Here is a 13877-nt window from a genome sequence, read left to right as displayed (position 1 = left end):
GCAAGGACGTCGTCACGCAGCTCGCGGCGGTCTCCAAGGCGCTGGACAAGGCCGGTTTCGCCATCATCGCCAGCGGTCTTCAGCAGTGCATCACCCAGGAAGACGCCAGCATGGATAAAAAGGACCTGGAGAAACTTTTCCTTTCCCTCGCCTGAACTGCCACCATCGAACAAGGCCGGTAGTTAATACCTGCCAGAACCGTATTGGAAGGAGCAGACATGACCTATACCCACAGCATCGTAGTGTCAGCAGCTTACGAGGAAGCAGTGCTGAAGACCCGCGAGGCGCTGGCCGAGCAGGGCTTCGGCATCCTCTCTGAGATCGACGTCCGCGCAACCTTCGAAACCAAACTTGATGCCGAAGCAGGGCAGGGCCTCGGTGATTACGTGATCCTCGGCGCGTGCAACCCACAACTTGCCAGTCGCGCCCTGGCGGCCGAGCCGGACCTCGGCGCACTGCTACCCTGCAACGTCGTCGTACGCCGCGGACCCGACGCCACGCAGACCACAATCCAGGCCATCGACCCCCAGACAATGGTCCAGCTCAGCGCCAGCCCGGCCGTACAGGAAGTGGCCAGTGACGCCGACACGAGACTGCGAGCCGCACTGACCTCCCTCGAAGGCAACCCAGCCTAAAGACGCAAGCAGGACCAGTGATCGCCGGCACGGGAACCGGCAACTGTTCAGAAGGGAACAAATATGACCGCTAACGAAGCTTCAGCTGACGCGCGTGCGGCGATAGTGCAGGCATCCCAGCTGCTGTTTACAGCCGGGGTGATGTCCCATTCAGGGCACGGAAACCTCAGTGCCAGAATCGACGACGACCGTTTCCTGCTTACCAGCACCGGGGTGGTGAGGGACCTTCGTCCAGAGCAGCTCGCCACAGTGACCGTCGGCGGTGACGTCGTCGACGGTGAACTTGGCCCTGAGAACGCCGAAATTATCCACATGCATTCGGTCGTCTACAACACCCGGGACGACATCGCTGCAATTATCCACACCCACTCCCCTGCAGCGACAGCGTTTGCCGTGGCGAACGCGTCACTACCCTGCCGCACAGAGCCCCTGCTACGCTTCGGGCAGGCCCAGACTGTCCCTGTTGTGCCGTGGGGCCCGCGCGGGTCAGACCTGTCCGTGAAGGGCATCACCCGAGTGCTGGCCGAGCAACCTGGAACGAACGCCGTACTGTTGGGAAATCACGGGCTCCTCGCCTTCGGTCCGGACCCCGTAGCGACCGGGCGGCTGGTCATCGCGATCGAGGAATCAGCCGCGGCTGAACTGGCCGCGGCAGCGCTCGGCGGCGCGGTGGATTTCCCGCCAGGTGCCCTGGATGCAGTCCGGGCGGGGATGAAAGCCGGGCAGCACTGAGGCATGGCCGCCGGGACCAGCGGGCCGTGCTGGCGTCGAAGACATCAGGATGGCACCGCCTGGTCAGTGATGTAGAGGGGCATTCCGTAGCACAACACGCTGCCTGACGGATCCTCCCACGTTGCGACGTGGCTCCTCGTCCGGCCGGCTTTCTAGCTGCCGTCAGGGCCGTGCAGCGCCGACTGGAATTTCCGGGGTTGATGCTTGTAAGACACCAGGTGAAAGCGTGTCGGCCGCCGACGATTTTCGGGTACTCACAGACGGATATAGGCCGCGCCTTGAAACTGACGCGTGGCAATATGGGAAACAGCGGCGGGGACGACTTCCACATTTGGCTGGAGGTCAGCGGACTCCATTCCGGCCGACCGGAGACTGTTCTCACAGGCATACACCGTTATCCCCCTCGCCACATTCTCAAGGGGCTCGGCTCCCGGGATAAGCTGGCGGACGCTTGGTCCTTGGACCACTATTTCGATAGCGACATCAGGCAGTTCAGCCAACGCGTTGCGTGCCACCTGCATCGCCATGGGCAGACCGGGGAAGGGGTCCGAACCTGGGCCAGCCAAGTGCACAATGAGGATCTCCTTATTCGAAGCCGTGGACATGCTTCAGTGACCCATCCCGGCGCGGTTCATCCGTGCGTCCGAACTTTTCGTTCTTCCCGGCATGAACGTGCACTCGGAGACAGGAGCGCAGGCTCTTGTTGTGCGTCGCATTGGACCTTCTTTCCTTCATGTTCTCTGTTGCCTCTGAGGATCACTGGCTCCTTGTTTCGCCACAATAGGTGAACACTCCGGAGGAACCTATCCCATGGGTTCGGAGTTAGACAGATGTTGCATCTGTAGCAAGCATCATCAGATCCCTCCGGAAACCTTATCCGCTCGAATCAGCGACCGGTGCACACAAAATCCCGCGTGCACCGGTCAACTGAGGCGGACATGACGCGGAATTCAGAGCCCGAGGCGGCGGTAGTGAACAGTCTGGGACACCCCTTGGGGGCCCGTCATATAAATGTTTATACATTTGAGATGTTTCCCTGTATCTTGGTCATGTGCCGCGCATCGTTTCGCGGCATCCTTGGCTCGTTACCGAACTCTGCCGCTTGCCAAGGCACTAGCTAGAGACTGAGGCAGGGGCGGGGGAACCAATTTTTGGGTTCCGTTGAATCCTTGGGGTTAAGCCGTTCGATGACCACATCGCGCGACCGGGTGACTCCCACCCGAATCCGACAGCTCACCTCGCAGGTATCGGGAGAGGCTACATAGATGTCATTGAAGAACACTCGTGGCCGCCACCGTGCGGTCACTATCAGCCCTATGGCAAGAATGTATGGATCCGCGCTGGATCAGACGCGCGCCGGCAGCCGTCAGGCCGCGGTGGCTGTCGTAGGTGCTGGGCTTTTGCTGGGGAGTGCCGTGCCTGCCCAAGCAGGAGCGATAGCATCCGCCCCTGCTACGGATTTCACACCAATCCAGTCTTCCTCGGCCACCGCGCCGACGGAAGAGACCTATACGGTGCAGGCTGGGGATACCCTCGGTCTCATTGCGACGCGGCACGGTATTGATTTGCCAGCGCTGTTGTCGCTGAATGGCCTGTCGATGGACACTGTGATCTATCCCGGTGACCGCATCAACGTCGCACCGGGTGCCGTTACCTCTGGTGCCCAGCCCGAGATGATGACCCTAACGCAACTGTCCGGGCCGGCAGTGACCTCGTCCGTCTACGCTGCGGGATCTGTCAGCGCGGAGGTAGCGCCCTCGTCGGCTAATCAAGCGATCCTCGCTGCGGCGCGGGCCCAATTAGGCGCGGTGCAGGACTGCACCGTTCTTGGTGAGGTGGCACTGCGTGCGGCTGGAATCCAGGGTGTGGGCGATGAATCTCCGGAGTCCCTGATGGCTTACGCAACACCTGTGTCGGATCCGCAGCCCGGAGACTTCATCTACTACGCCGATGGAGGCATGGGCTTTTCACACAATGCGGTCTACATCGGAAACGGCCAAGCCATCCACAGTGGATGGAACGGTAACCAGACCGTGGTTGAGAGTGTCGATGTCGGCTCCGGCCCTATCTACTACCGGGTGAACGCCTAAATCCTCCGCTGGAACCTGCTGCAGACGTGGCAGGTTCCAGCGGCAGGGCGGTCGACCGCAGGAGAACATCGGGAACTTTTTCAACACCGCCTCCCCTGCGTGTACCAGTGAACGCATTTCCACCCATCGTCCGGACACTGGATCACTCATTCATGCCTGGTTGATCGGTTGTACTATCAGTGCCCATTCAAGGAGTTGCATGTCATCCCCGGAAACATCCACCCCTGAAAGATCCAGCCGCCGAGCGTTAACGATCTCCCTCGCCGTTGTTGGCCTGGTCCTTTTGATCCTGCTGATCGGCATAGCGACATCACAGAAACGTCCCTCTCAGGGTGGAGGCTCAGCACCAGCGGCTGCCCCCGGACAGAGCGAGGCTGGGGAGCCACTTGATTTGTCACGGCGGACAGCCGATGACCCGACCGCGCTTGGCCGGGTGGATGCTCCCGTAGTCATGATCGAGTATGCCGACTACCGCTGCCCGTTCTGCGGCTTGTTCTCCCGCGACACCCTGCCTACCCTGGTCGACAAATACGTGGAAAGCGGAGATTTGCGCATTGAATGGCGGGACCTGCCGGTGTTCGGTGAGCAATCCTTCAGCGCAGCCGTGGCCGGGCGGGCAGCCGGCGAGCAGAGCAAGTTCTGGGAATTCAACAAGGCGGTTTTTGCCGAGGCTCCGGAACGTGGTCACATCGATCTGACCGAGGAACGCCTGATCCAGCTGGCAGAGGCTGCCGGGGTACCCGATCTGGAAAAGTTCAAGACCGATCTGGACTCGGAAGAGCTTTCCGCAGCCGTCGAGAAGGATGCACAGGAAGCGGCATCATTGGGCGCCACCGGTACCCCGACTTTCCTGGTTAACGGTGTCCCCCTGATCGGCGCGCAGCCTCTGGCCGCCTTTGAACAGGTCATTGACGGTGAACTGGAACGGGCGGGGCAAGGGTAATGGTCATCGGTTATGCCGGCGCATTCCTTGGTGGTCTCCTAACCTTACTCAGCCCCTGTTCAGCTTTACTGCTGCCAGCTTTTTTCGCTTACGCTTTCACCACCCCTGCCCAGCTCGTAGCCAGGACCGGACTGTTTTACCTGGGGCTGCTCTCCACACTGGTGCCGCTGGGCGTCTTCGCCGGTGCTCTCGGCTCTTTGGTGACCCAGCACCGCAGTATTCTCATTGCAGTTGCGTCAGCTCTGGTTATCAGCGTGGGAATAGCCCAGCTGATAGGGATCCGTCTGCCCCCAATGTTCCGCAGCGCCCATCAAGGTGAAGGCTCCCGTTTGTCCGTGTTCGTCCTCGGTTCTGTCTACGGGGTCGCCGGGGCCTGCACCGGCCCCATTCTCGGCTCAGTCCTGACCGTGGCGGCGGTGGGAAGCAATGCCGTGTATGGCGGAGTTCTGCTCGCCGTGTACGCGTTGGGGATGGCCTTGCCGCTGTTTATGCTGGCTCTCCTGTGGGACCGGCTGGGGGTTTCCGGGCGGAGTTGGTTGCGGCCGCGTCAGGTCAGGGTGGGGCGGTGGTCCAACTCCGTGGTGATGGTCATTTCCGGTGGCCTCTCAATCGGCATTGGGGTGCTCCTGCTTGTCACCGACGGCACCGCAGGACTCGGTGGGGTACTGACTGTGTCCGACCAGTTCCGCCTTGAATCAGCTGCCAGCGGGATCGCCTCGGATGTATCCAACCCGGTATTCATGGTGGCGGCCGTGACAGTGTTGGCGTTGACCGCCGCACTGCGTTGGAGGACCCGCCGAGGATCAAGCGACGCCGGCGCTGAAAGGAAAATATCCGTAGCGCGCGAGGAAAAGGACGTTCGATGAAGGACGATCACCGCATCTCACTGGCTGCGGCCCTGTCACACTGGCCTGCCCGGCGTTGGTTGGCCGCGGTCGGCGGCACGCTCATCACCTACCTGATCGTGGCCGTCCCGACGGATCTTATTGACACGCCGCTGTTCACCCGTGAGGTTCCGCCGACGTGGTGGTCCTTCCCTGTTCTGGCCGTGACGGCCGGACTCACCGGCATGGTGGCCGCCACGTACGTCGCCCGGGAACCTGCTCTGCAGAATGACCGCCACGGCCGGTTCGGAGCCGCTGGTACAGCGATATCGTTCTTCGCGGTCGGTTGCCCGGTCTGCAACAAGCTCGTCCTGCTGGCGTTGGGAGCCTCCGGTGCGATGCAGTACTTCGAACCCATCCAGCCGCTGCTGGCTGCCGGGTCCGTAGCCCTGCTCACGTGGGCTCTCCACCAACGGGCGACATCCGAGGACCGGTGCCGGGCACCACAGGTGCCATCTGCCGCACGGTCAACAAACGGTTGACACATGTGCGAGGACGATGAGCTCCCTCAATCAGAACGCGGGCCAGAGCCGGCCTTACACCCGAACGACGTCGCTACGGTGATTCTTTCTCCCAGAATGTAGCTTCGTCGAAACTCCAGAGTCCTTGCCCGATAACATCCAGTGCGTTCGATCAGCAACAACGGCATCCCCTCGGCACAGTTCAAGCAGGAGGCCTGATCCGCGGAGGCAGCTACGGCCGTAAGTTGCTCGGTCCCGCCATCCAGCACAATGCCACAGCGTCTTTCCAGCTCGGCATACAGTGCGGCGTCGGTGAAATCCGCTTGCATCAGCTTCACGGCGACCGCAGCCGGGAGCCAAACCTGGTCCAGGCCAAGGGGTTCCCCATCGGCAAGACGCACACGCGAAAGATGGAAGAACTCCGTATCGGCATCAAGGGACATCTTCCCAGCAACCGAAGCATCCCGGACAAGGTGCTGTGCCAGCACGACACTTGAATGGTGCAGGCCAGATTCACGGATGGACGCCAACAAACTGTAGATCGGCCCGTAAGCCGTGCTCTTCCCCGCAACAACCGCAGGCTTCCGCCCGGGGTGAGCGGTAATCTGCCCGGCCTCACGGAGCGGCCGCAGCGCAGCCCTGATCGTGCCCCTGCTGACGCCGTACCGTTTGGCCAGCTCCAACTCGCCCGGAAACCCCGAATCAAAGACGCCACCAAGAACCTCATCCATAAGGTCGGCGCTGACCTTTTTCCACAACGGAGGACGCCGCGGCCCCCCGGCCCGGGTAGAGCCTTCCGCTGGAAGGGACGCCTGCTCTTCAGTATCCACGTAGCCTCGAGTGATATGTGTGACCATTGCCGTGACACGACACTACGTCACCGACCGCAGGCACCAAAAGCTTCAATCCCCTCCAGGGAGAACCTGTTCTGGGGTGTGTATACGGGTATCTCAGCCAAGCTGAGGAAGGAATCGTCGAGGAGTTCTTGTCCTCAAACCAGAGCCCTTCGGAGCGTTAATGACGTCGGCACGGCGTATGCGGGCCGATATTTCCTCGGGCGACTCTCATTTCAGGGTAGAGGGCAGGAACTTCCCCGCCTCTTGCGGACCAGCACCTCGGGAAGAGTTCCGATGGACACGGCGGCCAGGCAGGGACTAACGAATGCGAATAGTTGGAACACACCCAATAGTGCTCGGCGGGATGCATGAATTGCGCAGGTGAGCCCATGGGCCGGAACCAATGATGGTTCAGCTGCCCTGCTCGTGCCCTAAGTTTTCTCCAGCTACTCGTCTTCCGAGTCCTAAGCGGACTGGCGGGAGGCTAACTTGGCCTGCACTTCGGTCATGTCCAAGGCCTTCAGCCGCTCGATGAGCTGGTCCAAGGAGGAGGGGTTCAGTGCCCCGGGCTGGGAGAAAACCAGGATGCCATCACGGAACGCCATCAGTGTCGGAATAGAGGTAATGGAAGCGGCTGCAGCCAGAGCCTGCTCGGCTTCAGTGTCAACCTTGGCGAAAACGATGTCCGTGTGCTTCTCCGAGGCTGCGCTGAAGGTCGGGGCGAAGGCCCGGCAGGGACCGCACCAGGCGGCCCAGAAATCCACCAGCACGATGCCGTTACCGGTGACGGTGCCCTCAAAGGTTTTTTCGGTGATATCGATGGTTGCCATGCTCTAACTCTATACCCCGGGGGGTAAACCATGGAAAGATGAGGAGCACGACAACCACCACAGGGGAAGGAGCCAATCATGACCGTCACCCCTACCGAGACCCCACCGACGACAAACCCTGAACCCACCGCTGCCCCGGTACCGTCTACCGCACCCGAGCAAGGCGCAATACCCAGGACGACCAAAGGGGCTGATGAGGAGCAACCTCAGACAATGAACGCGCTCAGGCGAAACCACGCCCAGCTCGGCGCGGTGATCACTGCTGTGCAAGCAGGGACAAACTGCCAGACTCTGATTACCCAACTCTCCGCAGTCCAGACAGCGCTGAACAAAGCATGCTTTTCCATCGTTTCCACGGAGATGCGCGACTGTCTTGCCAGAACGCCAGCGGATGAAACGCCCCCTGGAGCATTATCCCTGGAGGAGATCCGCAAACTCTTCCTTACCCTCACCTGACCAAGACTGCGCGGACAGGACGCGCCGCCGGCCCAAAGGCCAACGTATCCATCTCCACAAAAGTCATTCCGATATCTGGCCGCCTACCAAAACTGCCCCTCCCGCGGGATGTACCCTTAATCACAAGGAATACCTCCACCAGGAAAAAGCGACACCGTCTCAGCGCTTAGTGAAAAGCTTCGAAAAGAAAGCCGCCACGGCCGAAGGCTCGTTCTCATGACCGGCGCAGCGCTGGGCCCGGGGCACACCCCGCAGCACCTGATCCACATGTTGACCGCAGCCGGCCCACGTCGTTTTCCCACATTTCCTGCATGACACCGCTCGGCACATCTGAAATCTCCTTTTCGATAAGTGACTACCTATATGCCTCCAGTATACCCCCGAGGGTATACCAGCATGCCAAGCGAGACTGACCCATCGCGAACAACTCAATGAACACTATGGCCGCCATCACCGGGTCGAAGGCGCGTCGTGGACCACTTTCCACCTCGGGCACCCCGCGCCATCAAGGCAAAGGCGGACTAAAGATATGGGTCGTTATGAAACCTCTCTTTGACACTCCGGCTTTACCCGGACTCGGACGTCGCGGACGCGGGTCTCGTGCGCGGTTAAAAGATGAGCTACAGGACATGCCGGACTGCCCTCCGGCGTGCCAGAAGCCGCCATGGCCACCGCCGTGAAGTCACCGCCTTGGATACCCCTAGGGGTATATGGAACGATGTGGACATGCCAACAACTCCGCGCACCGCAGCGCCGACCCTCCTCTCCGGGCCCGCCGTCGGCATTCCGTCGCAACGCAAGATACTCTCCGTCCTGGTCGGTGGCCAGATCCTTGGAGGCGTCGGGATGGGCGCGACATTGTCGCTCGGCTCGCTGCTCGCAGCACAACTTTCCGGATCGCCAGCATGGTCGGGGATGGCCGCCACCATGAGTACCCTCGGGGCAGCCATCGCTGCCGTGCCCTTGGCCCGTCTCGCAGTCGCCAAGGGGCGGCGGATATCGCTATCGACCGGGGCGTTCATCGCCGGCGCGGGGGCTATAATTGCCATCACATCGGCGGCGGTGTCGGTCTTTCCCTTGCTTTTGCTCGGTTTGATGCTGCTCGGAGCAGGAGCCGCGGTCAATCTGCAGAGCAGGTTCGCCGCCACTGACCTTGCCCCGGCCAGCACCAAAGCACGGGACCTGTCCATCGTTGTTTGGTCCACAACCCTTGGCGCAGTGCTCGGGCCCAACCTTTCGGTCCGGGCGAAGCCGTTGGCGCGGCGATCGGCTTGCCTCCACTGACGGGTGCGTTCGTCTTCTCTGTGGCCGCCCAACTGGCCGCGGCCCTCGTGTACCTGGTAGGGCTGCGGCCGGACCCGCTTCTGGCGGTCATGTCGGCGCGGGACACAACCGTTGAGGCACCCCGCCCGCGCAGCGGCACACTGATCCTGCGCAGCAACGCGAGGGCGCGTTATGCTGTGGCCACCGTTGCGCTGAGCCATGCCACCATGGTGGCACTGATGTCCATGGCGCCGGTTCACCTGCGCGAGCATGGAGCAAGCCTGGTAATCGTAGGCTTTACCATCAGTCTGCATATCGCAGGGATGTATGCCCTCTCCCCGACGTTCGGCTGGTTGGCGGACAAAGCCGGGAGGGTGCGTGTCGTGCTGTTGGGCCAGTTCATGCTTTTGGTGGCCCTTATCATCGCCGGTGTCGCTGCGAACTCACACCCCGCCATGACGATCAGCCTGGTCCTGCTGGGTCTCGGCTGGTCGGCTTCGGTGGTGGCAGGATCGGCAATGGTGGCGGAATCGGTTCAAATCCAGGACCGCCCCGCCACCCAGGGCATCTCGGATTTGAGCATGAATACTGCGGGCGCCCTCGGAGGCGCCCTGGCTGGCCCGATTCTGGCCTTAGTGGGATACTCCGGACTCGGATTCCTCGCGATAGCCGTGGTGGCTGTCGTCGTTATCTGGACATCACTGCGCACAGCCTAGATCCAGTGCAATATGGACCGATGGAGAGTGTGCCCTCGGAACCCGGGATGCCGACGGCCCTGGCGTTGGCACGGGCCGGTGCCAAACTTCCTGCACCTGACGCCCTACCCGGGGCTGTGTATATGGGCCGAAATGCGACAGTTTCCTTCACTGCATCGCCCGCACCGAGAAGCGACCGTCCTATGGTCCGACCGGGTTAATGACCTGGCGATGTTGCGTCTGCATCAGACGGAACACCTTTCAGTGCCGTTAACGGCCCAGTACCTCAATGTGTTGATGACTGCTGATGTTGTGCCTCATTGTCGCGCCGTGCCGGCTGAGATTCCCGTGGTTTTCGGGCTAGTCACATTGACGTTTAGGTCCGCGGTTTCTGCCCGTGCTCGGTGGCATACGCGTCGATGATCTCCTCAAGGTTTTCCCCTGTGTGCAGGAAGCTCTCCTTGAGTTCAGACCCCAACTGGTCCAGCGCCAGAGAGAGTTGCCGTGCGCTGAGCCGTACCGCGGTCTCCTGCCGATCCATGGCGGCATCGCGCAGGCGTAGCGCGTAGGGTAGCTGGCGGGATAGAGACATATCAGGGTTTTGCTCTTGAAAGTAGAAGCCCTCGGCATGCTGCGCAAAATCCAGGCGTACTTTCACCACTTCATCAGCGAAAGTATCCAGAACCCGTGAGACGATGGCGGCGTCCATTTCCCTGATCGCGTCGGCGTACCCGACATCGGCCAGGCCTTTGAGCTCCAGTGCCAGGGCCCGACGTCGGGACAGCGGCGGATAGATCTGCGTAAACCAGGTCAGTGCTGCGGTGAGCAGGGCAAAACCAGTCAAGGCTTCTAGGGGAGAGACGATCCGGATCCATGTGTCGGTAGCGACGACGTCCCCGTAGCCGAGGGTAGAGAGAGTGACGAACGAAAAGTAGAACGCTTCGTGCAGGTCAGGATAGGCCGCCGGATCCACGCCCGGCGAGTACATGAACCCGCCCGGAATGTGGGGGTAGTAGATCAGTGCCCAGCCTGTCCCTTGAATTGCCACCCACAACAAGATCACGGTCACCATCGCTGCTGGCCCGAGGCTTGATCCGAACCGGTGTCCGATCATCTTCGAGAACCGCCACGCCACAGCCAGTACGAGCCCGCTGAGGTGACCTTGACCGCTGGGGTGCAACAGGGTGTGGAACATGTCCATGAGCCCAAACAGGACGATCACGATCCCCACGATCGTCAGCACAACACTCATTCCAACGTTCCTCTCTCTCGATCATTGCTGTTCCCACTCGCCTTATCATCACGGCCCGCCAAACTGATCCGACTGCCGTCAAACCCTGGTCCACCCACTCCAGAGGGACAGAGCAAAAGAATGCCGGCCGCGAGCTGGTGGTCTACGAAAACGCGTGCTATCAGCCAGCCGAAGGAGTACTCATGCTTTGTCCAATCGGCGATCCGGCGAGGGACCGACGTTTCCAGGTCGGTTCCTATGTTGTGATGCGTTCGGGGCTGAGGTCGATCCTGCGCAGCAGCTGCGCGTTGAGTGCGACCACGATCGTGGACAGGCTCATCAGCACGGCTCCGGCTGCGGGTGAGAGGACGAACCCGGCGAACGCGAGTACGCCGGCGGCCAGCGGGACCGCGAGGATGTTGTAGCCGGTGGCCCAGACGAGGTTCTGGATCATTTTCCGGTAGCTTGCCCTGGACAGGTCGATCATCGCCAGGACCGAGCGTGGGTCGTTTCCGGCCAGGACGACGCCGGCGGATTCCATCGCGACGTCGGTTCCGGCGCCGATCGCGATCCCGACTTCGGAACGGGCCAGGGCGGGAGCGTCGTTCACGCCGTCCCCGACCATCGCTACCTTCAGTCCGCGGGACTGCAGTTCTGCCACCTTGGAGTCCTTGTCCTGCGGCAGGACGTCGGCGAAGACCTCATCAATGCCCAGTTCAGCGCCGACGGCGTCGGCCACCTGACGGGCATCACCGGTGATCATAGCTACCTTCACCCCGCGGTCCTGCAGGGCTTTAACTGCTGCCTTCGACTCGTCGCGGACGCGGTCCTCGAGCCGGACCGCTCCGATCACCTCACCGTCGCGGACCACGTGCAGCACCGAAGCGCCGCGGTCCACCCATTCCTGAATGGTTCCGGTCATGTCCGCTGGTGTGTTCAGGTTCAGTTCTTTCAGCATGTTCGGTCCGCCGACGGCGACCTCGGAGCTGTTGACGGTCGCGCGGACGCCGCGTCCGGTCATGGAGGAGAACCCGTTACCGCGGTAACCGTACGCCACGGCTTCCGGGTCCTCTGTTGCCGTCTGGACAATGGCCCGGGCCACCGGATGTTCGCTGTCGGATTCCACCGCCGCGGCCAGCGCCAGCATTTCCGCCTCGCTGATACCGCCGGTAGTGGTGGCCGCGGTGACGGCGTGGCGTCCCTCGGTAAGGGTGCCGGTCTTGTCGAACAGCACGACGTCGATGGTGCGCATCCGCTCCAACGCCATCCGGTTCTTGATCAGCACCCCGCCCTTCGCCGCACGCTCCGTGGAAATGGCGATAACCAGTGGAATGGCCAGCCCGAGCGCGTGGGGGCAAGCGATGACCAGCACGGTCACGGTCCGGATCACCGCATCATCCGGACTGCCCAGCAGCAACCACGCGATGAAGGTGATGATGCCCGCGATCAGTGCGAAGTAGAACAGCAAGGCCGCTGCACGATCGGCGAGGGCTTGGGCCTTGGACGAGGAGGCCTGCGCCTCGGCGACCAGACGCTGGATCCCGGCCAGCGTAGTGTCCGACCCGACGGCGGTCACCTTCACCCGTACCGCGTTGTCGGTCGCAACCGTTCCGGCAACCACCGTTTCACCGACGGTACGGGCGACGGTGCGGGATTCCCCGGTGATCATGGACTCGTCGAACTCCGCTGCACCGTCAACAATGTCACCATCGGCCGGTACCCGGGCACCCGAACGGACGAGGACAACGTCACCGGCGGCCAGCGTACTGACCGAAACGGTTTCGATGCCCGACTCGGTGACCTTGTCCGCCTCGTCGGGGAGCAGCGCCGCCAGCGCGTCGAGGGCACCGGCAGCGGAACCGAGGGCACGCATCTCCATCCAGTGACCCAAAAGCATGATGACCACCAGCAGCGCCAGTTCCCACCAGAAGTCAAGGTTGAAGTTCCCGACGCCGAGGGTCGTGATCCAGGACGCGATGAACGCGACACTGATCGCCATCGCAATCAGCAGCATCATCCCCGGCTGCCGGGACTTCAGCTCGGTGATGCCACCTTTGAGGAACGGCGCACCACCATAGATGAAGATGACCGTACCGAGGATCGGTGAGATCCACATGGAGCCGGGGAATTCCGGTGGTGTGTAGCCGACGATCGTGGCGAACATGTGGCTGAACAGGACCACCGGAACGGTCAGGACGAGGCTGACCCAGAACCTGTTCTTGAACATGGCCGTGGAATGCCCGGCGTGCTCGCCGTGGGAATGTACCTCGTGATCAGCGTCCGCGTGCTGGGTTACCTGCCCGTGGTGTTCGTGCTCATCGGCGTCCAGGGCGGAGGTCGGCTCGTCCGTGGGCATCGCCTGGCCGTGCGTGTCCGGATCTGCGGCCCCGGAATTCTCGTGGCCGTGGGTCTGGTGTTTCATGACGGTCCTCCTTCGTCCAGAGGGGATGCAGTCCCCCGACCTGGAAAGTCAGGCGTTGGTGAGTTGATAACCGGCCTGCTCGACCGCTGAACGTACTGCAGCGGGAGGAACTGGCTGGTTGCTGCGGACAGCGACGGTGGAGGTCCCGCCCGCGACGAGGTCGACCCGGACAGCCGTAACGTCCTCGAGGGCGCTCACGGCTGAGGTGACCCGCGATGCGCATGATCCGCAGGTCAGACCAGTGACGTCGAAACTGGCGGTCACATCACCAGTAGACGTGGGAACGGACGAAGCTCGCGTGCCCTTAGCTAAAGCGTCCTTGGCTGTGGTGTCTTGGGGTGCGCAGCAGGCGCAGCCCGAGGATGACTTGTCGGTCAGGGTCAGATCAGAAGAAGAAGT

15 protein-coding genes and 1 riboswitch are annotated in these 13877 nt (G+C 61.9%); of the genes, 10 read left to right on the top strand and 5 right to left on the bottom strand.

Annotated elements, in window-relative coordinates; genetic code table 11:
- The 7 genes from X803_RS0109300 to X803_RS0109265 form a co-directional block, all read left to right on the top strand.
- Nucleotides 1-155, top strand: a 155-nt coding sequence (locus X803_RS0109300; RefSeq protein ID WP_026544930.1) for a metal-sensing transcriptional repressor, incomplete at its 5' end; no start/stop codon positions are given.
- A 63-nt stretch (nt 156-218) separates the two neighbouring features.
- Nucleotides 219-635: a DUF302 domain-containing protein gene (locus tag X803_RS0109295; protein ID WP_026544929.1), complete on the top strand. Its 417-nt coding sequence runs from the start codon at nt 219-221 to the stop codon at nt 633-635.
- A 63-nt stretch (nt 636-698) separates the two neighbouring features.
- Entirely contained in the window at nt 699-1367 is a 669-nt protein-coding gene (locus tag X803_RS0109290; RefSeq protein WP_026544928.1) for a class II aldolase/adducin family protein, read from the top strand.
- Between the two features lie 1086 nt (nt 1368-2453).
- A riboswitch (cyclic di-AMP (ydaO/yuaA leader) is annotated at nt 2454-2628 on the top strand.
- 4 nt (nt 2629-2632) lie between these two features.
- On the top strand, nt 2633-3457 hold the full coding sequence (locus X803_RS21470; RefSeq protein ID WP_026544926.1) for a C40 family peptidase: 825 nt from the start codon (nt 2633-2635) through the stop codon (nt 3455-3457).
- A gap of 283 nt (nt 3458-3740) precedes the next feature.
- Nucleotides 3741-4400, top strand: coding sequence for a DsbA family protein (locus X803_RS0109275; RefSeq protein WP_253907432.1), 660 nt, complete (start codon nt 3741-3743; stop codon nt 4398-4400).
- Entirely contained in the window at nt 4400-5266 is an 867-nt protein-coding gene (locus X803_RS18940; RefSeq protein ID WP_051470618.1) for a cytochrome c biogenesis CcdA family protein, read from the top strand. The genes X803_RS0109275 and X803_RS18940 overlap by 1 nt, the downstream gene beginning before the upstream one ends.
- A complete protein-coding gene (locus X803_RS0109265; RefSeq protein ID WP_026544924.1) occupies nt 5263-5766 on the top strand; it encodes a hypothetical protein in 504 nt (167 codons plus the stop codon). Before X803_RS18940 ends, X803_RS0109265 begins: the two co-directional genes overlap by 4 nt.
- Before the next feature lie 26 nt (nt 5767-5792).
- On the opposite strand, the gene X803_RS18935 is transcribed toward X803_RS0109265, so the two are convergent.
- Nucleotides 5793-6503 (bottom strand): GntR family transcriptional regulator, encoded by a 711-nt coding sequence (locus X803_RS18935; protein WP_051470617.1) that lies wholly within the window; start codon nt 6501-6503, stop codon nt 5793-5795.
- Between the two features lie 542 nt (nt 6504-7045).
- Nucleotides 7046-7411, bottom strand: a complete 366-nt coding sequence (gene trxA, locus X803_RS0109255; protein WP_026544923.1) for a thioredoxin — start codon at nt 7409-7411, stop codon at nt 7046-7048.
- A 78-nt stretch (nt 7412-7489) separates the two neighbouring features.
- On the opposite strand from trxA, the gene X803_RS22740 reads away from it, so the two are divergent.
- The 3 genes from X803_RS22740 to X803_RS22985 all read left to right on the top strand — a co-directional run bounded on the left by X803_RS22740 (nt 7490) and on the right by X803_RS22985 (nt 9846).
- Nucleotides 7490-7867: a metal-sensitive transcriptional regulator gene (locus X803_RS22740; RefSeq protein ID WP_253907431.1), complete on the top strand. Its 378-nt coding sequence runs from the start codon at nt 7490-7492 to the stop codon at nt 7865-7867.
- 726 nt (nt 7868-8593) lie between these two features.
- Nucleotides 8594-9151: an MFS transporter gene (locus X803_RS22990; RefSeq protein ID WP_343299615.1), complete on the top strand. Its 558-nt coding sequence runs from the start codon at nt 8594-8596 to the stop codon at nt 9149-9151.
- Nucleotides 9152-9171: 20 nt separating this feature from the next.
- The gene (locus X803_RS22985) at nt 9172-9846 is read left to right on the top strand and encodes an MFS transporter (RefSeq protein WP_343299614.1); all 675 of its coding nucleotides are present in this window, start codon (nt 9172-9174) and stop codon (nt 9844-9846) included.
- A gap of 355 nt (nt 9847-10201) precedes the next feature.
- Here X803_RS22985 and X803_RS0109235 read toward each other — a convergent pair whose 3' ends face one another.
- The 3 genes from X803_RS0109235 to X803_RS22735 form a co-directional block, all read right to left on the bottom strand.
- On the bottom strand, nt 10202-11077 hold the full coding sequence (locus X803_RS0109235; RefSeq protein ID WP_026544921.1) for a potassium channel family protein: 876 nt from the start codon (nt 11075-11077) through the stop codon (nt 10202-10204).
- 235 nt (nt 11078-11312) lie between these two features.
- Nucleotides 11313-13283: a copper-translocating P-type ATPase gene (locus X803_RS0109230; RefSeq protein WP_035778445.1), complete on the bottom strand. Its 1971-nt coding sequence runs from the start codon at nt 13281-13283 to the stop codon at nt 11313-11315.
- Nucleotides 13284-13526: 243 nt separating this feature from the next.
- On the bottom strand, nt 13527-13742 hold the full coding sequence (locus X803_RS22735) for a heavy-metal-associated domain-containing protein (RefSeq protein ID WP_026544919.1): 216 nt from the start codon (nt 13740-13742) through the stop codon (nt 13527-13529).
- Between the last annotated feature and the right edge of the window lie 135 nt (nt 13743-13877).

This window comes from Arthrobacter sp. 35/47, assembly GCF_000520475.1.
GTDB lineage: Bacteria > Actinomycetota > Actinomycetes > Actinomycetales > Micrococcaceae > Arthrobacter_D > Arthrobacter_D subterraneus.
This window is presented reverse-complemented; position numbering and strand designations above follow the sequence as displayed.

Excerpts from the sequence above, each read along its gene's own strand:
- X803_RS0109295 (WP_026544929.1), top strand. The coding sequence starts at position 219 with ATGACCTATACCCACAGCATCGTAGTGTCAGCAGCTTACGAGGAAGCA.
- X803_RS0109290 (WP_026544928.1), top strand. The coding sequence starts at position 699 with ATGACCGCTAACGAAGCTTCAGCTGACGCGCGTGCGGCGATAGTGCAG.
- X803_RS21470 (WP_026544926.1), top strand. The coding sequence starts at position 2,633 with ATGTCATTGAAGAACACTCGTGGCCGCCACCGTGCGGTCACTATCAGC.
- X803_RS18940 (WP_051470618.1), top strand. The coding sequence starts at position 4,400 with ATGGTCATCGGTTATGCCGGCGCATTCCTTGGTGGTCTCCTAACCTTA.
- X803_RS0109265 (WP_026544924.1), top strand. The coding sequence starts at position 5,263 with ATGAAGGACGATCACCGCATCTCACTGGCTGCGGCCCTGTCACACTGG.
- trxA (WP_026544923.1), bottom strand. The coding sequence starts at position 7,411 with ATGGCAACCATCGATATCACCGAAAAAACCTTTGAGGGCACCGTCACC.
- X803_RS22740 (WP_253907431.1), top strand. The coding sequence starts at position 7,490 with ATGACCGTCACCCCTACCGAGACCCCACCGACGACAAACCCTGAACCC.
- X803_RS22990 (WP_343299615.1), top strand. The coding sequence starts at position 8,594 with ATGCCAACAACTCCGCGCACCGCAGCGCCGACCCTCCTCTCCGGGCCC.
- X803_RS0109235 (WP_026544921.1), bottom strand. The coding sequence starts at position 11,077 with ATGAGTGTTGTGCTGACGATCGTGGGGATCGTGATCGTCCTGTTTGGG.
- X803_RS0109230 (WP_035778445.1), bottom strand. The coding sequence starts at position 13,283 with ATGTTCAAGAACAGGTTCTGGGTCAGCCTCGTCCTGACCGTTCCGGTG.